Raw genomic sequence first — 22708 nt, 5'->3', positions numbered from 1 at the left:
GGGGTCAGGGGGCCCTGGTGAGCAGGACCGGAAGCGTGCCGACCTCGACCGTACGGTCGCCGCCGAGGGCCGAGACGGTGCCGTCGAGGCGGTGCACCGCCGCCGTCTCGCGCGGGGCCGGGATGCGGGCGGTGCCCGTCGCGTGCCAGACGATCACCTGCTCGGAGCCGTCCCGGTCGAAGCGGCACTGCCAGACGCCGACCGGGAGCCCGGCGGCCACACCGGTCCCGCACGAGTGGATCCGCGTCCCGTGCACCCAGCGGCGCAGCTCCTCGACGTACAGGGCGGCCCGGGTCGGGGGCTGTCCCTCCGGCTGCATCACGATCGGGATCTTGGTGCCGCCCCAGTTGTAGTAGTACATGCGCGGGTAGCGCGCGTACAGGCCGACGAGGAAGAAGCGGACGGCGTGCGCGGACGCGGTGTTCTCGTCCAGCGGCTTCTGCAGGGCGACCTCGTACAAGGTGCCGGTGCTCCACAGCTTGGGGTGCGCGCCGCCCCGGTGGAGCGCGCGGTCGATCTCCTCGACCAGGCCGAGCACCTGCTCGGGCGGGTCCGTGGCGGTGCGCTGGTGCAGCTTGACGCCGGCGACGTCGCAGGAGTCGTAGCCGCGGAGCTCGGCGAACCGCTCCAGCGCGCGCAGGGCGTCCGGCTCCCAGAGCCGGCCCATGGACGGGCAGACGACGGTCGCGTCGGGGTCCACGGCGTCGAGGACGGCCTTCGCGCTGCGGGTCATGTCGACCAGGGTCTCCAGGCTCCCGCTGAAGTAGCGCGCGTCGTTGCCCATGACCCACAGCTCGTACGCGTCGATGCGGCCCCGGTAGCGCTCGGCCACGGCGGTGACGAAGGCCCGCCAGTCGGCCGGGTCGTCGGGCGGGCTGGTGCGCGAGCCGTCGTCGTACGCCGCGCGGGGGCCGTGGGGGCTGGCCCAGTCGGGAGTCCCGCCCATGGTGAAGACCACGGGCAGGCCCGCCTGGTTCGCGCCGGCGACGAGCCGGTCGAGGATGGACCAGTCGTAGGTGCCGCGCCGCGGCTGGATGTTCGCCCATCTCGTACGGGTGTCCCAGAGGCGGACGGTGTCGACCTGGAACGTGGGCATGGCGCCGGTGCTGGAGTTGAGGGTCATGCCGAAGAGGCCGTCCGACACCGGGACCGGTGACTGGGCCCAGGGCGCGGGCCCAGGCCCGGCCGTGGCCGTGGCTGCGGGGAGGGGGCGGGACACGGCCCGCGGGGCCGTGGCGTGCGTGGATCCGCTCAGCGAAGCCACGCACAGCAGGACGAAGGCAACGGAGACGAGGGCCAGCCGGGCGCCGCCGGGCGGGGACGGCGCCGTACGGGGCACGGCCGGTGACGGCTCGGCCTGGACCGGTACGGCTTGCACCGGTACGGCCTGCACCGCCGGCTCCGGCTCCGGCTCCGGCTCCGGCTCCGTCTCGGCCTCGGCTTCGGTTTCGGTCTGCAGGGCGGTGGCCGCCGCCCAATGGCGGTAGAGGTCCGCCAGTTCGCGGGGAGTCGCCCCGCATATCCGGGCGATTCTCTCCGCCGCTCCGAATTCCACGGGAATGATGGTTCCCCGGCAATATCGGTGCACGGACGAGCGGCTCATGTGCGCTTTGCGGGCCAGTGCTTCATAACTGTGGCCGCGCCGGTCTTTCAGTTCGGTGAGCAGGTCTGCGAAATCCTGCCGGCTTTTGGCGTGGTCACGCGCCCCCGGTGGCGTGCCTTCCGGTCGCCCTCTGGCGGATTCACTCACGAAAGATTCCCCCCTCCGTGCCGGACTCGCGTCCCAGGACACGGCATCTCCGCAGGTCAGAGCGGATGAACTATCCCAGCGTCCCAGCCTAGTCGAATCGGTTGCGACCTCGCAGTGCTCTCTCTCAGGCTGTGTCTCGGCGAGGGGCTGAAATCCATCGCAGACAAATGGCTACAACGCAACCGGCCTGCGACCTTTCGGTCAGGAACGAAACCATCGCGGCGCGGCTGTGCCGCGATGGAACATCAGTGCCGCGGGGGACGTCACGGGGGGCGTCACGGGGGCCCCGCTCATTCGGATCAAGGAGATGGCAAATGGCACGTATGTCGATCGGCAAGAAGGCCGCAGCAGCGGTGGCCACCGGGGTCATGGCGCTCGGTATGGGGGTGCTCGGCGCGGGTCCGGCGCAGGCGGACTCGTTCCAGTGTCCCGAGGGCGACGTGTGCATCTACGGACAGAACGCGGGATGGGACACGAAGCCGACCAACCAGTACCGGACTGCGGGCGTCCACAAGCTCTACAACCAGTGGGGGTCCCACATCGTCTACAACAACCAGACCCACGGCTGGACGGTGCAGCTCTGCCGTACCTCCTACGGGACGGACTGCCTGCCCAAGATGAAGCCCGGCGACGGCTGGCCGGAGAACCTCACCCCGATCAACTCGATCCGGATCGCGTCCTCGTGAACATGAAGGAGGCCCTCATGGCCCGCAAGACGGTGCTCCGGAGTCTTGCCGTCGCGACGGCGGCGGCGTGCGGTCTGCTCGCCGCGGTCGCCCCCGCCCACGCCGTCCCGCCGGCCCCCGCCGTCGTCGGGGGCGACGTCATCCGGCACGACAGCATCCAGAACCTGATCATCGCCAAGGACATCGCCGCCACGAACGTCGGGCGCGGCAGCAGCTGCTCCATCTGGAACTGGGACGGCGGCAGCGCCAGCAACCCGGTCAATCCGGGCGGCAACTGCTGGACGACCAGCATGAACGGCAGGACGTACAGCTGGACCGTGTACAGCGACACGGACGCCTTCACCGTGCGTGACGAGGCCTACTGGCTGAACATGCACGGCACCTGGCACCGCGTCGGGGCCAGCATCTACACGAAGATCAACGACGCGGAGAACGCGCACTGCTACCGGGAGTCCGACGGTGTGAACTGCTACGTCGAGTGGGGCTGAGCCGCACCGCGTGCCTGATCCGAGCCCGGGGGGAATTCCCCCCGGGCTCCTTCTGTTCTGCGGGGTGTGGCAGAAAGTTCGAGTTTCAACTAAACTCGAAGCAGAAGGAGGTCCTGACCATGCCCGCAGTGACTGTTGAGAACCCGTTGACGCTCCCGCGAGTGGCCGAGCCGCAGGCCGCCGTCCCGCGCAAGGTGCTGGCCGTCGTCTCCGCCCCCGGTGGGTTCGAGGGTGAGGGATTCCCGGTGCGCCGCGCGTTCGCCGGGATCAACTACCAGTACCTCGACCCGTTCATCATGATGGACCAGATGGGCGAGGTGGAGTACGCACCGGGCGAGCCCAAGGGCACGCCCTGGCACCCGCACCGCGGCTTCGAGACCGTCACGTACCTGATCGACGGAACCTTCGTCCACCAGGACAGCAACGGCGGCGGCGGAGTCATCAACGGCGGCGATACCCAGTGGATGACTGCCGGTAGCGGTTTGCTTCACATCGAGGCCCCGCCGGAGTCCCTCGTCGTGTCCGGCGGGCTCTTCCACGGCCTCCAGCTGTGGGTGAACCTCCCGGCCTCCGACAAGATGATGCCCCCGCGCTACCAGGACATCGGCGGCGGCCAGGTCCAGCTGCTGACCACCCCGGACGGCGGTGCCCTGCTCCGCGTGATCGCCGGCGAGCTCGACGGCCACCAGGGCCCGGGCATCACCCACACCCCGATCACGATGATCCACGCGACCGTCACCCCGGGCGCGCAGATCACCCTGCCGTGGCGCGAGGACTTCAACGCGCTGGCGTACGTCATGGCCGGACGCGGCTCGGTCGGCGAGGACCGCCGGCCCGTCCAGACCGGGCAGACGGCCGTCTTCGGCGAGGGCGGCTCGCTCACCCTGCGGGCGGACGCGTCCCAGGACTCCAACGCCCCTGACCTGGAGGTCGTGATCCTCGGCGGCCGCCCGATCCGGGAGCCGATGGCGCACTACGGTCCGTTCGTCATGAACAGCCAGCACGAACTCCAGCAGGCCTTCGACGACTTCCAGGCCGGCCGGCTGGGCCGCATCCCCACCACCGCGCGCACCGGACTCGGCCACCGCGGCGCCGGCGACGCGGAGGACTGAGCGGCCGCGCCGCAGAGCCGCAGCATCGAGGGAGCAGGCCCGGGGCGACGCTCCGGGCCTGCTCCCTCATGTCTAGGGCGCCGGCATCCGGGCTGTCCTCCGCGGGGATCCTGCCGCCCTCCAGGCTCAGCACGGTGGGGATCGCCGGCAGGCTGAGGACGGCGAGGCAGAGCCAGGGCCAGACGGGACCAGGTCCAGCAGCGAGGTCGGCACCACCGGCGCGACGGCCCCGCCGAGCGACCACGACAGCTGGTACACGCCCAGGTAGCGGCCGCGCGCGTGCGCGGGTGCCATGTAGACGCTGATTTCGCCCATGGACGGGGAACCGAGCACCTCGGCGAGGGTGTGGACGACGACCGTGCCCAGCAGCCCCGCAGGAACGGCCCAGGAGGGGACCAGGCTGAGGGCGGCGAACACGCCGAAGGCCACGGCGTTGACCAGGGAGGCCAGCGCGATGACACGGGTGGCCCGGTGGCGCTCGATCCAGCGCGTGGCGACGGTCTGGGTGAACGCCACCAGGCCGTGTTGAGTGTGATCAGCACTCCGGCCACCCAGGCGCCGGTCCCCAGACTGCCCGTGGCGATTGAAGCCCTGGTCGACCAGGGCCTTCTCCAGGCGCAGCCCGCATCGTTCGGCCGCCTGGTCCAGGACGTCCACGGCGAGCCCGCGCTTCTTCCGGGCGTCTGCTTGTTCGCGTCCAGTCCCGTCGTGTCCTTCGGCACACCGGCCGTCACGCGGACGGACTGGGTGCCGGTGATCACCAGGGACGGGTCCTCTCATCGTCTGGCCCGCTCCCGCACCTGGCAGCGCAGGATCTCCTGGATCCGCTGGTCAAGGCCGTCTGGCGCCACAGGGTGAAGTAGGAGAACACCGCAGACCAGGCCGGGAGGTCGTGTGGCAGGAGCCGCCACTGACAGCCCGTCCGGTTCTGGTAGAGCAGCGCGTTCACGATCTCGCGCAGGTCGCAGGAGCCCGGGGCCCCGGTCGCAGACCGCGCCACCCGCTCCTGCTTCCACGCGGTGACCAGTGGCTCGATCTACGCCCACTGCTCGTCGGACAAGTCGGTTGCGTACGGCATCCGTTCCGCGCCTGCGACCCCGTCATGCACACGACATGACGCGAGGACGGAACCGTCCCATCACCCAAGAACGGGACTTAACGCCCTCTCAGTATCGGAGGGGGAACGTTTCGGGAACCACCACGGACAACCTCGCCACATCATGGTGACGACGCGCTAAGGAAGTCCATGTTCAGTTTGCAGCGTGCCCACGCTAACGGGGACCGGTACCTTCTGCTGCTCGGTGCCGATCTGATGTTGCGTGAGCGAGCCATCGTTTCTGCCCTGCGTGCCTATCCCGGCCCGGTGATTGGTATGACGGAGGATCCCGTTTCCGGTGCGAACCGGTATTTCGACCACGTCCTCCCGGCCAGTAGCTACAAAGCCAAGCCCGCGCTGAAGGCAGTGGAGGAATTCGAGCGGCAGACCGGCCTGAAACCGGACGCGGTGGTCCCCATCTACGAGATGAACCTGCACGCCTCGGTGGCGATTGCCCACCACTACGGGTTGCCGGCGCTCTCCGACGAAGCGCTCCGGCGCTCGCGGGACAAGCACACGATGAAGGTGGCGTTTGAAGAAGCTGGTGTTTCCTGCGCCCGGCACCGGTTGTTCTCCACCGCTGAGGAGCTGCGAGCAATAGCCGCGGAGCTGGAGTTCCCCTTGGTGCTGAAGCCGAGGGACTTCGCCGGGAGCGTCGGGATCATCAGGGTCAACGCGGCTGACGAACTCGACGACGCCTATGAGCACTGCCGTTCCTCGCTCATGGAGGTCGCCGGGACCTTCGATCTCACTGACGGACGCTTCCAGGCGGAGGAGTTCTTCGTCTCGACGCACGAGGTCTCTGTCGAGGTCATCAACTACGAGGGCAGCCGCGCGGTGCTGGCCGTCACCGACAAGAACAAGAGCGCACCCCCGTACTTTGCCGAGACCGGCCAGCTGGTGCCGAGCCGGGAGACCGGCAACGCTGCACTGCGCGAGCTCGCGCTCAAGGCATGCGAGGCGCTCCACATCGACCGCGGTATCGCCCACGTCGAGATCCTGGTCAACGGGGACGAGTTGAGCGTGGTCGAGGTCGGGGCCCGTCCTGGCGGCGACGGCATCATGGACCTTATCGATCGGGTCTACGGCTTCAGCCCGTACGACCTGCACATTGCGGCGTACCGCCGGACGATCGAAGAGCTGCCGCCGATCCCCGACACGCCACAAGGGATCGCGGCGACCGGCTTCCTCAAGGCCGCCGGCGGCACGATCACCGGTGTACACCGGCCGCATGGGTTTGATCCGGTCGAGCGCGCGCTCTATGTGACGGCGAAGCCCGGCGACCACTCCCGCCCGCCGACCTCCTACCTGGGGCGCGAGGGCGTCATCGAGTGCTTCGAGCACGGGCGCGGTCCTGGTGACTCCCAAGAATTCCAGGCGCGGGTGGCGGAGCTGGCGGCGGCACACAGCCAGAACCTCTTCAGCGTTGAACCGTGATGGCGGAAAGCAGAGCGGAACGGCTCAGCGGGATTGCGCGCGACCCGCTCCACCTCGCATTCGTCGCCCCTCTCGACCAGGGCATCAAGCAGTCAAACCCGGCTCCTGAGTGGGGCGAAAGGAATTCGTCGTGAGTGCGTCCGTTGTCACCAGTCTCCCGGGGCCCGCTTCGCGGCGGTTGCTGGAGCAGCAGGAGCGGAATGAGTCCTCGGCCCGTACCTATCCGCGACACACGCCGATCGCGGTCGCCGGTGGACAAGGTTCCTATCTGCACGACGTCGACGGAAACCAGTTTCTCGACTTTCTGTCCGGGGCCGGCGTGCTTGCTCTCGGCCACAGCAATCCCGAACTGATCGCCGCCGCACAGGCGCAGCTGAATGTCGCTTCCCACATGCTCGACTTCCCCACCGAAGCGAAGTCGGAGTTCTCCACCCGGCTCCTGGGGATGCTGCCCGAGGCAATGCGGGACCGAATGAAGATCCACTTCTGCGGGCCGACCGGTGCGGACGGAATTGATGCTGCGCTGAAGCTCTGCAAGACCGCGACCGGGCGGGCGGATGTGATCTCGTTCCACGGCGGCTTCCACGGCAGCACGCAGAGCACGCTTGCGATCACCGGGCTGCGTGGCTCAAAGGAGCACCTGCACAATCTGCTGCCCGGTACGACGTTCTTCCCGTACTCGTACTGCTTCAAGTGCCCGCTGGCTCTGAACCCGGACAGCTGCCAGGTCAACTGCGTGCGCTACCTGGAGAATCTGCTGGCTGATCCGAACGGCGGTGTACGCCTCCCGGCCGCTGTGGTGCTCGAGATGGTTCAGGGCGAAGGCGGGGTGGTCCCGGCCCGGCCCGAGTTCGTCACCGAGCTTCGCCGGATCACGCGCGAGCTGAACATCCCGCTGGTGGTCGACGAAGTGCAGACCGGCTGCGGGCGGACAGGTACGTGGTACGCCTTCGAGCAGTACGGGATCGAACCCGACGTCATCGTCTCGTCCAAGGCCCTGGGCGGCGGCCACCCGGCTTCGGTCATCATCTACGACGAGCGGCTGGACGGCTGGGCGCCCGGCGCGCACACCGGAACCTTCCGCGGCAACCAGCTCGCCTTCGCTGCGGGTGCCGCCCTCATGCGGATCGTCGAGCGCGATGAGGTGCTGGCGCATGTCCTCGAGATCGGGGAGTTCCTCCGTGCGGGACTGGATGCGCTGCAGCTGAACCACGCCATCGGCCCCATGATCGGCGAGGTCCGGGGGCGCGGGCTGATGCTCGGTGTCGAGCTGAACCCGGTCGGCAGCTGGACTGCGAGCGAAGTCGCCGGCCGGGTCCGGATGGCTGCGCTCCGCCGGGGGCTGCTCTTCGAGCTCGCAGGACGGGACGACTGTGTCGCCCGGTTCCTGCCGCCCCTGAACCTCAGCCGCGGGGAGGCTCAGGAGGCCCTGAACATCCTGGGCGCGGCCTTCGCCGAAGTGAGCGCCGAAGCGCTCGGTGCCCACGCCGGCCGCCAAGACGGCAGTCACGAGCAGGAAGGGATCCTCGTATGACGGCAACATCCTCAGTACGTTCGGAAGAGATCAGAGCTTCCTATCAGCGCTTCCCCCGGTGGACGCAGCACGGCTGGACGTGGATCACCGGTAAAGCGCTCCCCGGCCAGCAGCCACTGGTTCGCCTGAACCCTGTCACCTACCTGCTCTGCGACCTCGTCGCACTCGCGGCCGGTATCGGCAGTGCCTGGTGGATCGTCGCAGGGGGTCCGCTCTGGACGCTCGCACTGCTGCCCTTGTCCTGGTGCATCACCGTGTCCGCGTCGCGCGTGTGCTCGACGGTGATCGCGCACCACGCCATCCACACCCGTTTCACCGGTCGGATACGGCAGGACCGACTGATCCACCAGGTGCTGTCCACGCTCGTATGCACCGACGACGCGGATCAGTACTACGAGGACCACGTCAATCTCCACCATCGCAAGGAAACCTTCGCGACCCTCGCGGATCCCACCATCCAGCACCTGCTCGTGCTCGGTTTCCGGCCCGGGATGTCCACCCGGGAGCTGTGGCGCCGGCTGGCCCTGATGATCGTGTCCCCGCGGTTTCATGCCGAGTTCCTGTACACCCGGCTGGCCCAGAACCTCGTCCGCTGTGCGCCGTACCGACGCGTCATGGGGTTCGCCTACCTTGCCAGCGTTCTCGGCGTGGTGACCTGGCAAGGGGTGTGGTGGGAGTTCACCGTCGCCGTGCTCGTCCCGATGATCCCGCTGTACCAGGTCGTCGCGCTGCTGGAGTTCCTCAGCGAGCACGCCTGGTTCAAGGCCAAGGACGGCAGCCTGAGCGGCCGGGCCTTCCACGTGTCGCACTCCTGGGGACGGTTCTGCGGTGATCCGCTGCCGCCGACGGGCCTTGGCCTGTCCGCCGCGTTCGGTGCCTGGTTCCGATGGGGTGCCCGCCTCGCCTTCTACCACATCCCGGCTCGGGCCCTCGTCGTACCCGGCGATCTCGCTCAGCATGACTTCCACCACCGACGGCCCTCGACCAAAGAGTGGGTACGCGCGGCATACGCCCGTCAGCACGACATCGACGCTGGACACCCCAAGTGGCCCGCGTACACCGACGTCTGGGGGATGAACGACGCCATCGGCCGGGTGTTCACGATTCTGAGCCAGGAGAAGCCCACCGAATGGGGGCTCGGCGGCGAGAAGAGGCGCACGTCCGAGGGCGCGCAGGCAGCGAACTCGTCGTCGAGGATGGTGAACGATGCCGCGTGACTCCGAGCACCTGCGTGTCGTCAAGTTCGGTGGATCGTCCTTCCTGGAGCTGGCGGACTACGCCCGGGTCGCTGCTCATCTGATCGAGATGACCAACGATGGCGGCACCGGGGTGATCGCCGTGGTGAGCGGGATGTCCGGCTCCACCGGACGTCTGCTCGAGGCGGCGTTGGCCGTTGATCCGGACCTGAAGCCGGAGGTGCAGGACCAGGCGCTGGCCACCGCCGAAATGCTGAGCGCCACGCTGCTCCGGGCCGCCCTGCACGCGCAGGGGAGTACGGCGATCGATCTCTGGGCGCACCAGCTGGGCATCGTCGGTGATGACACCGCCACCCGATCGAAGATCGTCACGATCGACCCCGCGCCCGTGCTGAAAGCGCTGACCGAGCATCAGGTCGTCGTGCTGGCCGGCGGCCAGGCGGTACGGCCCGATGGCCGCATCACCATGCTCGGCCGCAACAGCTCGGACCTCACCGCGGTCGCCATCGCCGGGGCACTCGGCGTCACCGAGTGTGAGATCTACTCCGATGTCCCCGGTGTGTACACCACCGACCCCTACACCGAACCCGCGGCCCGGCTGATGCCGGAGCTGTCCTACGCGCAGTGCGAAGCGATGTCGGACAGCGGGGCCAAGGTCCTGTTCGGCGGGTCAGTGGCGGCGGCCAGGCGGTACGGCGTTGCCATCGCGTGCCGGTCCCTGGGCAACGACCGGGGAACCGTCGTGGGTCCGGGGGCGGGCACGACCACGGTGGTCGGTGACCGGAAGGCCCAGGTCTTCCGGCTCGCAACCGGTGTCGATCCCGACCAGGTCGCCACGCTGATGCGGGAGACGGGACTCGTCTCCGTGGCAGTGCCCTCCGCCGAGCCCGTTTTGGCGTTCACAGGTGACCAGCGTGGTGTGGCCGAAGCCCTGGCCGACGCCGGGGTATCGGCCGAGGCCGTGCACGGAACCGGGTTGATGTCGGTCGTCGAACCGGACGGCACCGCCCGGCGGTGGCTGGTCCCACTGGACGAGGTGGACGCCCACGTCCGGCGCGAACACGCCCGGCTGTATCAGCAGCCCGGTTCCACGGATCCGGCGCGCCTCGCACCGAAGGCCCGCTCGGCCAACAGCGGACTGCTCATCGGTTCCGCCGGCACCAACCCGTAAATCTTTCAGAATGAGGAGAAAAACAGTGGAACCGCTGCGCATCCATTGGGACGTACCGACGGACGGGGGCGGTCAGGCCAAGCCCACGGAGAAGTACAAGCTCGGCGCCCTGGACATGGGCGAAATCACCGACTTCGTCAAGGAGGCCGAGGAACTCGGCGTCGACAGCCTCCTGTTCGGGATCGGGCACTACCTGCCGGATCCCGTGCCGATCATCGCGGCCCTCACCCAGCAGACGGAGCGGGTCAAGTTCATGCTCGCGTACCGCCCGGGGCTCCTTTCGCCGACGCTCTTCACGCAGATCGTCAATACCCTTTCCTGGATGTCCGACGACCGCCTCTCCCTCAATGTGGTCGCCGGGATCTCGGTGGCCGAGCAGGCCGGCTACGGTGATTTCCTGGACCACGACCAGCGGTACGCCCGATCGGGTGAGTTCCTCCACATCCTCCGGGAATTCTGGGAGGGCGAGGTCCCGCAGACCTTTGACGGGCACCACTACACGATCAAGGACGCGGAACTGCACCTCGGCTACAAGGGCGGCAAGCGTCCGGAGATCTACATCAGCGGTGCCTCGGAGGTGGCGCAGCAGACCGCCCTCAGCTACGGCGATTGCTGGATGCGCTACGGCGACACCCCGGAAGGGATGCGGCAGGCAAGCCTGCCGTTGATCGAGGGGGGCTGCCGGGTCGGCACCCGGATGCATGTGCTCGCCCGGGAGACTCGCGAGGAGGCCCTGGCCGAACTCGCCGAGCTGATGGGCGACCCCGACGTCGAACACGAGGCGTGGATCCGCGAATTCGTCAAGAACGTTGACTCCGAAGCGGTGAAGTCCTCCTTCCGGCTCGCCGATCAGGCTTCCGGAAAGTGGCTCTCGCCCTACATCTACACCGGCGCCGTCCCCTATCGCGGAGGCCCGGCGCTGTGCTTGGTCGGTAGCTACCAAGAGGTGGCCGACTACCTCTTCCAGTACAAGCTCGCCGGCATCAGCGAGTTCATCTTCTCCGGCTGGCCGACCCGGCCGGAAATGAGGACCTTCTTCACCCACGTGGTGCCCCTCATCCGTGAGCTGGAGCGTGACGCGCAGCTGCAGTCATGACTGCTCGCTCAAGCCCGCTGAACTCAACTCACTGAAAGAGGCATCCCATGCACATCGTGGTGCTCAACCGCTGGCCCAGGTTCTCCGACGAACGGCGCTGGGACAACGAACTTGAGCGATTCGAGGATCTCGACCATGACCGGCACCAGATCAGCTATGTGGTCGACGCAGAAGGGGCTACCGGAGTCCTTGCCGATCGTTCGCACATCGCGGATTTCGTCATTCTCGAAGATCTGACAGATCTCGCCGCGGTGTGTGCCGCCGTACGGGGAATAGCCGACCGCGTCGGACCCGTCGATCACCTGGTGGCGCTGTCGGAGTATCTGCTGGAAGTGGCTGCCCAGGTCCGCGAGGAACTGGAGATCCCCGGTCCGCGACCGGCGGAGGTCAGTACCTATCGAAACAAGCTGACCATGAAGCAGCTCCTCGCCGACGCGGGTGTACGGGTGCCTCGGTTCGCCCCGTGCGCGGATGTGGAGACGACCGCACGGGTCGCCCTGGACATCGGCTACCCCCTGATCCTCAAACCGGTCGCCGGCGCGGCCAGCAAGGGCGTACACCGCGTGGCGGACGAAGCGTCGCTCCGGTCGTGGCTGGAGAGCGTCGACAGTGCCGACTACCAGATCGAAGAATTGATCGATGGGACCGTCTACCACGTGGACGGATTCGCCGACCACGAGGCGCGGGTGCCCTTCCAGGTGGTGTCCCGCTACATCAACGACTGCCTTGCGTTCGAGACGTCGGGAGAACCACTCGGTTCGGTGGTCGTCCAGGAATCTGCGCTGAGGGAAAGAATCGAAGAGTTCGCCCGGGCCTGCGTCGCCGCGCTCAATATGAGGTCAATGGCGATTCACCTGGAACTCTTCGTGACCCAGGACGAAGAGATCGTCTTCCTGGAGATCGCCGGACGTGTCGGCGGTGCCGAGGTGCCGCATCTCATCAACCGGCTCTTCGGCGTCAACTTGAGCTGGGTCTGGCTGCAGGCGATCTGCGGAGAGCCCGTTTCCCTCCCGGCCAAGACGTCGGACCCGTCCGGTGGCTGGCTGATCATTCCCAAGCCTGACCAGCTTCCTGCCAAGGTGCTCCATCGGACCTCGATGCGGTCCTCGGTCCCGACGGTCTGGCGCGAACTCGTGCCCAGCCCGGGGGAGGTGCTGGACCCGGACGGCAGTTATGACTCGATCCACAGCGGGCGGTACATCCTCGTCGGGGACGAAGCACAAGTCGAAGCGGACATTCAGCACATCATTGAAAACTTCCGTATTGAGACCAGTTTGCTTCCGGTGTGAAGGGGGAGAGATGTCGTCGCCAGTAAAGACCGTCACGCCGATTCCGCCAGTGGTGAACCGCGCCAACCGGCAACGCCCCCTCTTCCTGACCGGGGTCTTGCTGGGCGCTGTGGCAGAACAGGTCGTGCTCTTCGCCCTTCCCCTGCTCATCTTCCAGAAGACAAACGATGTCGCCCTCCTGGGCCTCGCCTATGCCATCGAATGGCTTCCGGCGTTGCTGGCATATCCGTTCGCGGGGTTGATGGCCGACCGGGACGGGGGTCCCCGGCTGTTCTCTGTCGTCACCGCCGGCCGGTCGGTCGTTCTCATCCTCGCCCTGGCCGGCTGCCTGCTGCTGTCGGACTGGCAGACTCCGATCCTGATGTCCTGCGGAGCGCTCCTCGCCCTGCTCCTGGCGCCGGTTCACATGGCGATCGAGAAGGTCGTGCCACAAGTGGCCACGGGCAATGACCTGCCGAAAACGCAGGGGCTGGTCCAGAGCATGGAGGTTTCGGCGATGGCCGTCGGCCCCGCGCTCGCGCTGCTGGGCGTGATGTTCTTTGACAAGACCATGCTCCTCGGCGTCGCCGCAGCGGTGTTCATGGCCGCTGCCTGCTGCTGGCTGCCGATACCCCGCGGACCGAGGGCCGCAAAGCCCGGCACGGCGAGGGAAACCATGGCCGAGCTCGGCCTGGGCTGGAAACTTCTGGCCAGGAGCAAGCCGTTGGTCCTGCTGGCCGGTCTGAACTTCTCGATCAACCTGGTCTTCGGCACGGCGCTCAGCGCCAATGCGGCGTTGGTGACCGACGTATTCGACGGCCCGGAATCGGCATTCGCTCTCCTGAATGTCTGTATCGGCGTGGTCGGGTTGGTCAACCTGCTGGCCATCCCGTTCCTGCTGCGCTTCTTCGACGTCAGGGTGATCGGGGTGGTCGGACTCGCCATCCTGTGTGCCTGTCTGGTGGTGCTCGGCTTCGCGCCGTCGCTGCTGATCTACGGTCCGGCTTTTGTCGTGGCGATGGTCGGGGTGACCTACTTCAATGTCTACAACCGCACCCAGCGGATCAGGGTGATCGCGCCGGAGCATCTGGGCAAGGTCATGGGGCCGTTCTACATGATCAATCTCCTGGCGGCACCGCTCGGTGGACTGCTGCTGGCCGGCCTCGGCACCAGTCTCGGGCCGCAACCGCTTATCGCGATTTCCGCGATCGCGCTGAGTGGAGTTGCCGCCGTCCTGCTCCCGCTGACGATGCGTTCCTTCCATCGCGCATTGAACAGTTAGGCAACGTCTCCATTCTATTCGTTGCTGACGATACGTTCGCTCAGTTTCGCACTTTCCACATAAGAGGAAGCCCGTACCATGAGCATTGGGGAAGGCAAAGCCTTTCGCTGCCTGCTGACCACTGTCGAATCCGACTCTCATTTCTGGAACCTCATCTATCTGGAGAAGTTCATTGCTGAGAATGGCGGAGAGGTTCGCAATCTAGGCGGCTGCACGCCCGCAGAACTGGTCGTCAAGGAGGTCAACGACTTTCAGCCGGATCTGCTTGTGGTTTCCAGCATCAACGGTCATGGCTACTACGGCACCAGCGTCGTTCTGACGGAGCTCGAGCGAGCCGGCATCAACGTTCCTTGTGTCGCGGGCGGCAAACTCACCACTGCACCGTCAGACAATGATCGGGTGCGCCGGGAATTGCTCTCCCAGGGCTGCACCGACGTCTTCCTGGGTGAGAATGCCATCGATCGCTTCCGGGAATTCCTGGATTTCGGCGCCCGTTACGGGTTCGCTGCCTGGCAGCCCAGCATGCCGGTGGTCGCGCCGTGGGACGGGCGCGTCGCCAGCCTGTCCGTGGCCCAATAGCATGTCCGGCTACATGGATCGGTTCATTGCCGACGCCCGCCGACGCGAAACCCTGGTGGTGCAGCCCCGGATGGGGTTCGGCAACATCGCTACGATGCGCGCGGGCCTGCGCGACGTACATGACCTCGATATCCCGGTCGTCGGAACCATCACCGTCGACAGTTATACCCGCGTCGGCGACCATGTGAGCTCAATCGAGCGGCTGAGGGCGGGGGAGGAACTCAACGGGTACCCCATCGTCTCCCACCCGATGGACAAAACCCGAGAAATGCTCGCCGGATTGTACGGGCCCGGGTTTCCCATTCAAGTCCGGCACGGCACTGCCCTGCCGTTGCGGGTGATCGAGAGCTTGGTGCTCGCCGGCCTGGACACGACGGAAGGCGGGCCGGTCTCCTACTGCCTGCCGTACAGCCGTCTCCCGCTTGAGCATGCGGTATCGGCGTGGGCCGAGAGTTGCCGCTACCTCGCCGGCGAGGTGGAGCACGGGCATATTGAGAGCTTCGGAGGGTGCCTGCTGGGGCAGTTGTGCCCGCCGTCGCTGCTGATCGCCATGACGGTGCTCGAAGGACTGTTCTTCGCACAGCACGGCGTGCGGTCCATGTCGCTGAGCTACGCACAGGGGACGCACGACGATCAGGACAGAGCGGCTGTGCGCGTGCTGCGGACCTTGGCGCAGGAGTATCTTCCTTCGGTCACGTGGCATGTCGTCCTCTACAACTACATGGGCTTGTTTCCAAGTACTCCTGACGGTGCCACGGAGCTGATTCGCAGCAGCGCGCGGCTAGCCCGTGATACGCACTGTGAACGCCTCATTGTGAAAACGGTGGCCGAGGCGTGGCAAATACCGAGCGTGGCAGAAAACCTGGACGCACTGCGGGTGGCATCCGCTGCCGCCGGTGGGCCGCGGGTAGCTGCCGGACCGCAGGAAAAGGAATACTTCGATGAAATAATGGAAGAAGCCCGATGCTTGATCGAAGCAGTCCTCAATCTGGACGCCGATATTGGCGCGGCACTCACCCGTGCCTTCGCATTGGGACTGCTCGACATTCCCTTTTGTCTGCACGCTGATAACCAGAACAGAACAACGTGTGTGCTGGACGATCAGGGTGCCCTCAAATGGGGAGACATCGGGAATCTGCCATTCCGGGGATCGGTACGACAGAATGCGATGGGACAGCTCCAGTCGAGCGATCTCTACCGTATGTTGAATCATGTCGCCCATCGCTATGACCACGGTCAGTCAAACAGAGAGAAGGGCGATGATGGAAAGTTCTAGCCGCTTCAGGGAACTCTTCGGTTCCTTTCCCACCCCGGTCGCAATCGTGACCGCAATGGGTGCGGACGGCACCCCGTTCGGCTTCACCAGCAATGCGGTGTGCGCGGTGTCGGCAGCGACGCCCTCGCTACTGATTTCGGTGGGTGCGGGCTCGCGGACGCTGCCGGCGATCGTCGCCTCGCAGGCGTTCGCGGTGAACTTCCTTTCGGTGGAGGGCCAGTCGGCATCGGAGCTGTTCGCGAGCAAGGCAGCCGACAAGTTCGCGCACGTGGATTGGGAGCCCTCCGCCCTCGCGGCAGGGGCACCGCTCTTGACGGATATCGCCCTGAGCTACGCCGAGTGCCGGATCGTCAGCACCACCCGTGCTGACGACCATTGGCTCTTCACCGCCCGGGTGGAAGGCACCGCTGTCTTTCCCCGCGTCCCGCTGTTGTACCGCCGCGGCGAATACAGCGCCTGGTCATCTCACCATGGCGCGTCGCTGCCCGTGTTGGAGGGAGCCCTGTGAAGAAGCTCATGCTGATCGGGGTCGGCCAGATGGGCCGGCCGTACGTCGCCGCTGCAGGTCGACTCGGGGTGAGCGTCCATGCTGTCGAGGCGGCCTCCCGCGCCGATCAGGTGACGGGTACGGCGAGTGTGTCGCCGGCCCGGGGCGAGCTCGACGAGCACTGGATGGAGGGCGCCTGCCTCGCCCTGCAAGACGGTCCGTTCGACGGCGTCATCGCCTTCAACGAGCCCCAGGTCATCGTCGCGGCCATGATCCAGGATCGGTTCGGTCTCCCCGGGCCGTCCTTGCACGCCGCGACGGCTTCTCGGAACAAGGCGCTGCAGAGGGCGCTGTTCACCGCGGCCGGGGTCACTCAGCCGGCGTACACCGTGACCGACTCCCTCGCCGAGGAGATGGCCTGGGCCGCCGAGCGCTGGCCGGTGATCGTCAAGCCGCTGTCCTCCGCCGGCAGCGACGGTGTGGAACTGGTGACCGATGCCGAGAGCTTCCGTGCCGTGGCGCAGGCCCGCGCCGGTGAGCGGGTCATCGTGGAGGAGGCAATCGACGGCCCGGAGTACAGCTGGGAGGCACTGGTCCGCGACGGCGAGGTGTGGTTTGCCAACATCACCGCCAAGGAAACCACCGGGCCGCCCCAGTTTGTCGAGGTGGGTCATCGCACGGGCATACACCTGCCGGAACCGATCGCCAGTCAGGTAGCCGATACCGGTGCCCGGGTGCTGCGCGCGTTGGGGATGCGGACCGGCTTGGTGCACATGGAGTTTCGCCTCTCCGCCGCTGGGCCGGTTCCCATCGAGGTTGCGGTCCGAACTCCGGGCGACTATCTGATGGATCTCCTTGGTGCCACGTACGGCATTGACTGGTACGAGATGGTGGTCCGGATGGCCGTGGGGATGCCGCTGCCCCAACCGCCAGTTGGCCCGTTCCGGCATGCCGCCAGCATCTTCACCATCTCGGAACCGGGTGTGGTGCAGGACATCCGCGGTCTGGACGCAGTGCGAAGTCACCCGTCGGTGCTCCAGGCGGGCGTGGAGGTCGAGCCCGGGGACACGGTCCTGGCGGTGCGGAGTTCGGGTCATCGGACGGGCGAGATCGTGCTGGCCGCTCCGTCTTCCTCCGAGCTCGAGAGTGCCATCACGTTCGTCCAGCAGACACTGGTCGTCACCACCATTTAGCCGCATTCCACGTAGACCAACACCGCTGCGACGACGAAGGCGTTCTTGGCGTCCGTCTTGCCTTCGCCCCGGTAGGAGGCCGACGCGCGGTGCACGGTCAGGCCGGTGATGTAGACCACCGGCTGGTCGTGGTCCCGCTGATATTACGAGTGACCAGTTCGAACCCAAGACAAGAAAGTAGGGCAGTCATGGCCGCTCAAGGTCTCCGAGTCGGCGTAGTGGGCGCGACCGGGCAAGTTGGAGTAGTGATCCGCAGCATCCTTCGGCAGCGTGATTTCCCGATCGGACAGCTGCGCTTCTTTGCCTCTGCGAAATCGGCGGGTCTACGGCTTCCGTGGGGCGACGACAGCATCGTGGTGGAAGACGCCGAAACGGCAGACCCATCCGGCCTGGACATCGCCATCTTCTCCGCCGGAGGAGCAACAGCACTGCAACTGGCACCCCGGTTCGCGGCGGCCGGAGCCGTCGTCATCGACAACTCCTCGGCGTTTCGGAGCGATCCCGATGTGCCACTGGTGGTCAGTGAGGTCAACCCGGAGGCTGTGTCTGAGGCGCGACGCGGCATCATAGCCAATCCCAACTGCACGACGATGGCCGCGATGCCAGTGATCAAGCCGTTGCATGACGAGGCTGGTCTGGTGCGGCTCACTGTGAGCACCTACCAAGCGGTGTCCGGCGGCGGGGTCGCCGGAGTGGAAGAGCTCAGGTCTCAGGTGAGCGGAGTGATCGACCGAGCAGCCGGCTTGGCGATCGACGGGGCAGCGGTGGACTTCCCACCTCCGGTGAAATTCGCCAGAACCATCGCCTTCAACACTGTGCCGATGGCCGGTTCGATTGCGACCGACGGATCCGCCGAGACGGACGAGGAGCAGAAGCTGCGCAATGAGAGCAGGAAGATTCTTGGCCTGCCGTCGCTGCGTGTCGCCGGGACTTGTGTCCGGGTCCCGGTCTTTACCGGCCATTCCCTCGCGGTGCATGCGGAGTTTGCCCGTCCTATCTCCGCTGAACGCGCATCCGTGTTGCTTGAGCACGCCCCTGGTGTCCAGCTGTCCGACATTCCGACCCCGCTCCAAGCGTGCGGCCAGGACGCTAGTTTCGTGGGCAGGATTCGCCAGGATCAGAGTGTCGAGGAGGGGCGTGGCCTCATACTCTTCATCAGCAACGACAACCTGCGAAAGGGTGCGGCCCTCAACGCTGTCCAACTCGCCGAGCTGGTCGCGGCGAACTTGCTCAACGCGTAGTAGGGCGAAGAGCGCCACACCGCGCAGGGTCTGGCTCAGGGCTTCGGCGTAGTTTTGTGTTGTCCGGTTCGTGACGGTCTGCCAGCTTGAGGGCCGGGAGCGCAACAGGCACGGGCTTTCAAGATCATGGAGTTCTCGACGCCCCGTGATCCGACTGGAAGACCGTGCCTGCCGACGCATCCGCGTGACTCCCGCGGGGTACGCCACGCCCTGGCCGTCGTCCTCGCACTCGCCGCGTGCGTGGTTCTGACCGGGGCCACCTCGCTGCTGGCGGTCGGCGGGTGGATCAGCGATGCGCCGACGGACGTGCTGGAACAGCTCGGCCGCGACCTGGCGCAATCTGGCCATCGGCACCCTGAAACTCGCCGGCGTCACCGACATCGCCGCCGAAATCGAGTTCTCACCGAACCCGGGGAAACCTCGACCAGGTATTTCCCTCCAAGGTAAGCGGGCGGGAACGTTCCGGGATCGGCCTGTGACACCTTCACGGATGTCGAACACGGATACGATGCCACGGCGCCTTATCCGCCCGAATATCCACAGGGGGACGGACCATGCACACCAAGCTGATCAGACTGACTGGAATCATTGCGGCTGCCGTCCTGGCGCTCGGGCTCAGTGCGACCGTGCAGGCCGCCGCAACCGGCCAGTCAGCCGAGCAGCAGATCCTCGCGGACAACAAGGGGCCGGCGACCCCCAAGCCATGAGGTCCGCGCCACCTTCCTCAATGACTGCGGCCGGCCTCCGGAATTTCCATGAGGTCGAACAACTCGGCTGCTGCCAGCTGGTTCTTCCCAGCCGTCGCGCCGTCGCCAAGCCCCTCGGCCGCTTGGGCCAGACCCAGGTACGCGGACGCCTGCTCAGAGCGGAATTGGATTGCCGAGGCGACCTCAAGCGCGTGGGCGTGCAACGCCGTCGCCGATGTGTACTGCCCTTGTGCGGTATGCAGCCGACCGAGGATGTTCTCGGCCTTCGCCTGGCGGACCGGCGTACCACCGGACCGTGCGAGGATCTGGGCACGTTCCGCGAGCTCGGACACCGCATCACTGTCGCCTAGACGGTGCGCTACCTCGGCGGACAGAGCCAGCACCAGGGCGACATCGCCCTGCGGCGCGCTCTCGTCACACAACTCGCGGGCCCGTCTCAGACTCACCTCGGCATCTACGTACTGACCCAGGCCCAGCTGGGCGAAAGCCAGATCGGCCAGAGCCATGGTCTCGTTGACCGGATTCGCGGTGTCCCGCTCCAGCTCAAGGGCCCGGAGGGCGGACGCTGCAGCCTCCGGAAAGCGGCCCCATCGTGCGTACAGCGAGCTGAGATTCGTCTGAGTCTCCGCTTCAGCGCGGGCAGTGCCAAGTTCCCTGGCCAGTTCGACCGCGTGCTCCAACAGGGGAAGGGCCTCGTTGTACCGCCCCAGCATCGACATGAGCAGCCCGAGAGTGGACTCACTGTTCGCCTCGGCGTCACGGTCGCCGAGGCGTACCGCGACCTCGCGTCCCTCGCGGGCGACGTTGATGCCCTCCTCGAAGTAGCCGAGCTTCCAGCAAGCGGCGCCAAGACTGGACAGGCTGATACTCAACAGGACCGGATCGTCGAGCCGGCGCGCGGCTTGGACCGCGAGGCGGCCGAGTGCTCGGAACTCTTCGAAATAACCACCCGCATTCAGATGGAAGACCAGGTCGCGGACCAGCCAGCCGGTGTGCCGGTCGTAGCCGAGCCGATCGGCCAGGTCCACGACCGCCAGCAGTCGTTGATGTTCGCGACGGAACCAGAGGCTGACGATCTTCTCTTCCGCCAGTTCCGGGAGCTCTCCCTGATACCGAGGGATCCCGGTCGAGCGGGCGGTACGGCCCGGGAACAGTACGTCGCAGGCTACGTTGGTGGCTGTCAGGTAGTAGCTGAGCAACCGCTCGACGGCGTCCGCGTCGGTCTGTTCCGTCATCGGTCCGTGCTGGCTCTGGGCGAAGCTGCGTACGAGGTCGTGGAAGGTGTACTCGCCCAATCCGGGCTGTTGGAGCAGATGTACGTCGAGCAGAAGCTCCAGAATGTCCTCGGCATCCCGGACATCGGTGTCGAGCAGCGCGGCCGCCGAGTGTGCGTCGATGCCATCACCAGGGTGCAACCCGAGGGCGCGGAACGCGGCGCGGTGCTTGTTGTCCATGGCCAGATATGACAACTGAAGTGTCACTGCGACGCTGCGTTCGCCTGAGCTCAGCTCGTCCATCCGGCGGCTCTCGTCCTGCAGTCGCTCGACGAGATGCCGCACGGTCCACCGGGGCCGGTTGCGCAGCCGTGCGGTGGCGATACGCAGCGCCAGGGGGAGATGGCCGCACAGCTCGGCGAGCTCGGCGGCCGCCTCTGGTTCGGCTTTCACACGGGCCGGGCCCAGCGTCCGTGCCACCAGCGTGGCACTGTCCTCGGGTGGCATCAGCCCCAGGGAGATCCACTCGATGCCGTCGAGGTCGAGCAACCGCACCCGGCTGGTGATGAGCACAAGGCAGCCGGGGGGAGCCGCCAACAGCGGCTGGATTTGAGCGGCGTCGGAGGCGTTGTCGAGTAGTAGTAGCATCCGGCGCCCCGCCAGTGCAGACCTCCATGTTGCGGTGCGGCCAGGCAGGTCCTCGGGTATGTGCTTGCTCGGCGTACCGATCGCGCGCAGCAGGATGTCCAGTGCCGTCGATGCCGGTATGGGGAGCTGCTCACCGGGGGTGAACCCGCGCAGGTCCACATAGAGTTGCCCGTCGGGGAACTCCTCGGTCAGCTGGTGAGCGGCGCGTACAGCCAATGAGGTCTTGCCCGCGCCGCCCATCCCGTCGATGGCTGCGACCCGGGCGCTGTGCTCATCTGGCAATCTCTCGGCCCGGACCCGGCTGAGCAGGATTGCCAGCTCCTTGTCCCGGCCCGTGAAATCCGGCAGCGCATACGGCAGTGTGGAAACTGGACCGCGTTGCTCAGCCGGCATTCCGGAGGCAGTGGCGGGCGGCCCACCCTGCGGGGCTGTCAGCTCCGGACTCTCCCGCAGGATCCCCTCGTACAGCTTGACCAGTCGAGACCCCGGATCGATGCCGAGCTCGTCGACGAGCAACTGGCGTACCTTCCCGTATTCCTCCAGGGCGTCCGCCTGTCGTCCCGAGCGGTACAGGGCAAGCATGAGTTGGCCGCGCAGCGTCTCACGCAAGGGGTGTGCATCGACGAGTGCCCGCAGACTCGCGACAAGCTCGCTGCTTGCGCCGAGCTCGAGGCGCAGTTCGTGGAGCTGTTCGGCTGCGGCGAGACGGCGCTCCTCCAGCGCAGTTGCCGCGCGGCCGATCACCGGGCCGCCCTCACCCGCGAGGACGGGTCCCCGCCACAGATCGAGAGCGCCCTGCAGCTCTGCGCAGGCATCGGTTAGCCTCCCGACGCCCACGGCTTGTGCCGCTCGCTGGATCCGTGCGTTGAAATCGAGAAGATCAAGTTGGCTGACCGACGTGATCACCCGGTAGCCCGGGCCGTCCGTGCTGATCATCTCTCCACCGGACGGCAGGCGTCGGCGGAGATCGGCGACAGCCTTGCGCACCTGGTGCGACGCAGTCGCAGGAGGGTCCTCCTCCCAGGCGGCCTCAACCAGTCTGGCAATCGGTACTACCCGCCCGGGTTCGAGGAGCAGGGTGGCCAGCACTCGCTCTTGGATGGTTCCGCCGAGACGCACTCGTATGTCGCCGGCCCATACCTCAAGCGAGCCGAGTACATGGAACCGGGGTTCCTGTGCGGACGGAAACCCATCCTTTCCCGAGCCTGCGACTGTCATCGATCCTCTATCGCCCGTGCAGAATACCC

At 66.7% G+C, this 22708-nt stretch carries 19 protein-coding genes and 2 pseudogenes; 17 read left to right on the top strand and 4 right to left on the bottom strand.

Going from position 1 to position 22708, the window contains the following annotated elements:
• Positions 1–4: 4 nt before the first annotated feature.
• Positions 5–1666 (bottom strand): helix-turn-helix domain-containing protein, encoded by a 1662-nt coding sequence (locus ACIPYQ_RS17945; RefSeq protein WP_401252710.1) that lies wholly within the window; start codon positions 1664–1666, stop codon positions 5–7.
• 398 nt (positions 1667–2064) lie between these two features.
• Between ACIPYQ_RS17945 and ACIPYQ_RS17940 the strand changes: the two genes are divergently transcribed.
• From ACIPYQ_RS17940 to ACIPYQ_RS17930, 3 genes are all read left to right on the top strand, one after another.
• Positions 2065–2436, top strand: a complete 372-nt coding sequence (locus ACIPYQ_RS17940) for a hypothetical protein (protein ID WP_401252029.1) — start codon at positions 2065–2067, stop codon at positions 2434–2436.
• 17 nt (positions 2437–2453) lie between these two features.
• Positions 2454–2924, top strand: coding sequence for a hypothetical protein (locus ACIPYQ_RS17935; RefSeq protein ID WP_362241047.1), 471 nt, complete (start codon positions 2454–2456; stop codon positions 2922–2924).
• A gap of 119 nt (positions 2925–3043) precedes the next feature.
• Positions 3044–4036, top strand: coding sequence for a pirin family protein (locus tag ACIPYQ_RS17930; RefSeq protein ID WP_361752647.1), 993 nt, complete (start codon positions 3044–3046; stop codon positions 4034–4036).
• Between the two features lie 585 nt (positions 4037–4621).
• Here the strand turns inward: ACIPYQ_RS17930 and ACIPYQ_RS17925 are convergent.
• Positions 4622–5072 (bottom strand): annotated as a pseudogene (locus ACIPYQ_RS17925) (transposase); the annotation flags it as partial.
• 210 nt (positions 5073–5282) lie between these two features.
• Here ACIPYQ_RS17925 and ACIPYQ_RS17920 point away from each other — a divergent pair.
• The 11 genes from ACIPYQ_RS17920 (at position 5283) to ACIPYQ_RS17870 (ending at position 17651) form a co-directional block, all read left to right on the top strand.
• Positions 5283–6569 carry an acetyl-CoA carboxylase biotin carboxylase subunit family protein gene (locus ACIPYQ_RS17920; RefSeq protein ID WP_401252025.1) on the top strand — a complete coding sequence of 429 codons (1287 nt, stop codon included), beginning with the start codon at positions 5283–5285 and terminating at the stop codon, positions 6567–6569.
• A gap of 130 nt (positions 6570–6699) precedes the next feature.
• Positions 6700–8103 (top strand): diaminobutyrate--2-oxoglutarate transaminase family protein, encoded by a 1404-nt coding sequence (locus ACIPYQ_RS17915; RefSeq protein ID WP_401252022.1) that lies wholly within the window; start codon positions 6700–6702, stop codon positions 8101–8103.
• The gene (locus ACIPYQ_RS17910; RefSeq protein WP_401252019.1) at positions 8100–9320 is read left to right on the top strand and encodes a hypothetical protein; all 1221 of its coding nucleotides are present in this window, start codon (positions 8100–8102) and stop codon (positions 9318–9320) included. Before ACIPYQ_RS17915 ends, ACIPYQ_RS17910 begins: the two co-directional genes overlap by 4 nt.
• Positions 9310–10470: a hypothetical protein gene (locus ACIPYQ_RS17905; protein ID WP_401252016.1), complete on the top strand. Its 1161-nt coding sequence runs from the start codon at positions 9310–9312 to the stop codon at positions 10468–10470. Before ACIPYQ_RS17910 ends, ACIPYQ_RS17905 begins: the two co-directional genes overlap by 11 nt.
• A gap of 25 nt (positions 10471–10495) precedes the next feature.
• Entirely contained in the window at positions 10496–11566 is a 1071-nt protein-coding gene (locus ACIPYQ_RS17900) for an LLM class flavin-dependent oxidoreductase (RefSeq protein ID WP_401252013.1), read from the top strand.
• Between the two features lie 47 nt (positions 11567–11613).
• Positions 11614–12855 (top strand): acetyl-CoA carboxylase biotin carboxylase subunit family protein, encoded by a 1242-nt coding sequence (locus ACIPYQ_RS17895; RefSeq protein ID WP_401252010.1) that lies wholly within the window; start codon positions 11614–11616, stop codon positions 12853–12855.
• A 10-nt stretch (positions 12856–12865) separates the two neighbouring features.
• Positions 12866–14116 (top strand): MFS transporter, encoded by a 1251-nt coding sequence (locus ACIPYQ_RS17890; protein ID WP_401252007.1) that lies wholly within the window; start codon positions 12866–12868, stop codon positions 14114–14116.
• 78 nt (positions 14117–14194) lie between these two features.
• On the top strand, positions 14195–14695 hold the full coding sequence (locus ACIPYQ_RS17885; protein ID WP_401252005.1) for a cobalamin-dependent protein: 501 nt from the start codon (positions 14195–14197) through the stop codon (positions 14693–14695).
• Positions 14696–14708: 13 nt separating this feature from the next.
• The gene (locus ACIPYQ_RS17880) at positions 14709–15971 is read left to right on the top strand and encodes a methylaspartate mutase (protein WP_401252002.1); all 1263 of its coding nucleotides are present in this window, start codon (positions 14709–14711) and stop codon (positions 15969–15971) included.
• The gene (locus ACIPYQ_RS17875; RefSeq protein ID WP_401251999.1) at positions 15922–16479 is read left to right on the top strand and encodes a flavin reductase family protein; all 558 of its coding nucleotides are present in this window, start codon (positions 15922–15924) and stop codon (positions 16477–16479) included. Before ACIPYQ_RS17880 ends, ACIPYQ_RS17875 begins: the two co-directional genes overlap by 50 nt.
• On the top strand, positions 16476–17651 hold the full coding sequence (locus ACIPYQ_RS17870) for an ATP-grasp domain-containing protein (RefSeq protein ID WP_401251997.1): 1176 nt from the start codon (positions 16476–16478) through the stop codon (positions 17649–17651). Before ACIPYQ_RS17875 ends, ACIPYQ_RS17870 begins: the two co-directional genes overlap by 4 nt.
• 26 nt (positions 17652–17677) lie before the next feature.
• On the opposite strand, the pseudogene ACIPYQ_RS17865 reads toward ACIPYQ_RS17870, so the two are convergent.
• Positions 17678–17782: pseudogene (locus ACIPYQ_RS17865) on the bottom strand (transposase); the annotation flags it as partial.
• 57 nt (positions 17783–17839) lie between these two features.
• Between ACIPYQ_RS17865 and ACIPYQ_RS17860 the strand changes: the two are divergent.
• The 3 genes from ACIPYQ_RS17860 (at position 17840) to ACIPYQ_RS17850 (ending at position 19599) form a co-directional block, all read left to right on the top strand.
• Positions 17840–18892 carry an aspartate-semialdehyde dehydrogenase gene (locus tag ACIPYQ_RS17860; protein ID WP_401251994.1) on the top strand — a complete coding sequence of 351 codons (1053 nt, stop codon included), beginning with the start codon at positions 17840–17842 and terminating at the stop codon, positions 18890–18892.
• A gap of 126 nt (positions 18893–19018) precedes the next feature.
• Positions 19019–19339 carry a transposase family protein gene (locus tag ACIPYQ_RS17855; RefSeq protein WP_401251991.1) on the top strand — a complete coding sequence of 107 codons (321 nt, stop codon included), beginning with the start codon at positions 19019–19021 and terminating at the stop codon, positions 19337–19339.
• A gap of 107 nt (positions 19340–19446) precedes the next feature.
• Complete coding sequence (locus tag ACIPYQ_RS17850) at positions 19447–19599, top strand: hypothetical protein (RefSeq protein WP_401251989.1); 153 nt, start codon at positions 19447–19449, stop codon at positions 19597–19599.
• 17 nt (positions 19600–19616) lie between these two features.
• Here ACIPYQ_RS17850 and ACIPYQ_RS17845 read toward each other — a convergent pair whose 3' ends face one another.
• On the bottom strand, positions 19617–22550 hold the full coding sequence (locus tag ACIPYQ_RS17845; RefSeq protein WP_401251986.1) for a BTAD domain-containing putative transcriptional regulator: 2934 nt from the start codon (positions 22548–22550) through the stop codon (positions 19617–19619).
• Between the last annotated feature and the right edge of the window lie 158 nt (positions 22551–22708).

Origin of the sequence: Streptomyces sp. NPDC090045 (assembly GCF_044747975.1) — a bacterium.
GTDB lineage: Bacteria > Actinomycetota > Actinomycetes > Streptomycetales > Streptomycetaceae > Streptomyces.
This window is presented reverse-complemented; position numbering and strand designations above follow the sequence as displayed.

What these genes read in the sequence shown, in the direction of transcription:
- ACIPYQ_RS17940 (WP_401252029.1), top strand. Translation starts at nt 2,065, where the DNA reads ATGGCACGTATGTCGATCGGCAAGAAGGCCGCAGCAGCGGTGGCCACC.
- ACIPYQ_RS17935 (WP_362241047.1), top strand. Translation starts at nt 2,454, where the DNA reads ATGGCCCGCAAGACGGTGCTCCGGAGTCTTGCCGTCGCGACGGCGGCG.
- ACIPYQ_RS17930 (WP_361752647.1), top strand. Translation starts at nt 3,044, where the DNA reads ATGCCCGCAGTGACTGTTGAGAACCCGTTGACGCTCCCGCGAGTGGCC.
- ACIPYQ_RS17920 (WP_401252025.1), top strand. Translation starts at nt 5,283, where the DNA reads ATGTTCAGTTTGCAGCGTGCCCACGCTAACGGGGACCGGTACCTTCTG.
- ACIPYQ_RS17910 (WP_401252019.1), top strand. Translation starts at nt 8,100, where the DNA reads ATGACGGCAACATCCTCAGTACGTTCGGAAGAGATCAGAGCTTCCTAT.
- ACIPYQ_RS17905 (WP_401252016.1), top strand. Translation starts at nt 9,310, where the DNA reads ATGCCGCGTGACTCCGAGCACCTGCGTGTCGTCAAGTTCGGTGGATCG.
- ACIPYQ_RS17895 (WP_401252010.1), top strand. Translation starts at nt 11,614, where the DNA reads ATGCACATCGTGGTGCTCAACCGCTGGCCCAGGTTCTCCGACGAACGG.
- ACIPYQ_RS17890 (WP_401252007.1), top strand. Translation starts at nt 12,866, where the DNA reads ATGTCGTCGCCAGTAAAGACCGTCACGCCGATTCCGCCAGTGGTGAAC.
- ACIPYQ_RS17885 (WP_401252005.1), top strand. Translation starts at nt 14,195, where the DNA reads ATGAGCATTGGGGAAGGCAAAGCCTTTCGCTGCCTGCTGACCACTGTC.
- ACIPYQ_RS17880 (WP_401252002.1), top strand. Translation starts at nt 14,709, where the DNA reads ATGGATCGGTTCATTGCCGACGCCCGCCGACGCGAAACCCTGGTGGTG.
- ACIPYQ_RS17875 (WP_401251999.1), top strand. Translation starts at nt 15,922, where the DNA reads ATGACCACGGTCAGTCAAACAGAGAGAAGGGCGATGATGGAAAGTTCT.
- ACIPYQ_RS17860 (WP_401251994.1), top strand. Translation starts at nt 17,840, where the DNA reads ATGGCCGCTCAAGGTCTCCGAGTCGGCGTAGTGGGCGCGACCGGGCAA.
- ACIPYQ_RS17855 (WP_401251991.1), top strand. Translation starts at nt 19,019, where the DNA reads ATGGAGTTCTCGACGCCCCGTGATCCGACTGGAAGACCGTGCCTGCCG.
- ACIPYQ_RS17850 (WP_401251989.1), top strand. Translation starts at nt 19,447, where the DNA reads ATGCACACCAAGCTGATCAGACTGACTGGAATCATTGCGGCTGCCGTC.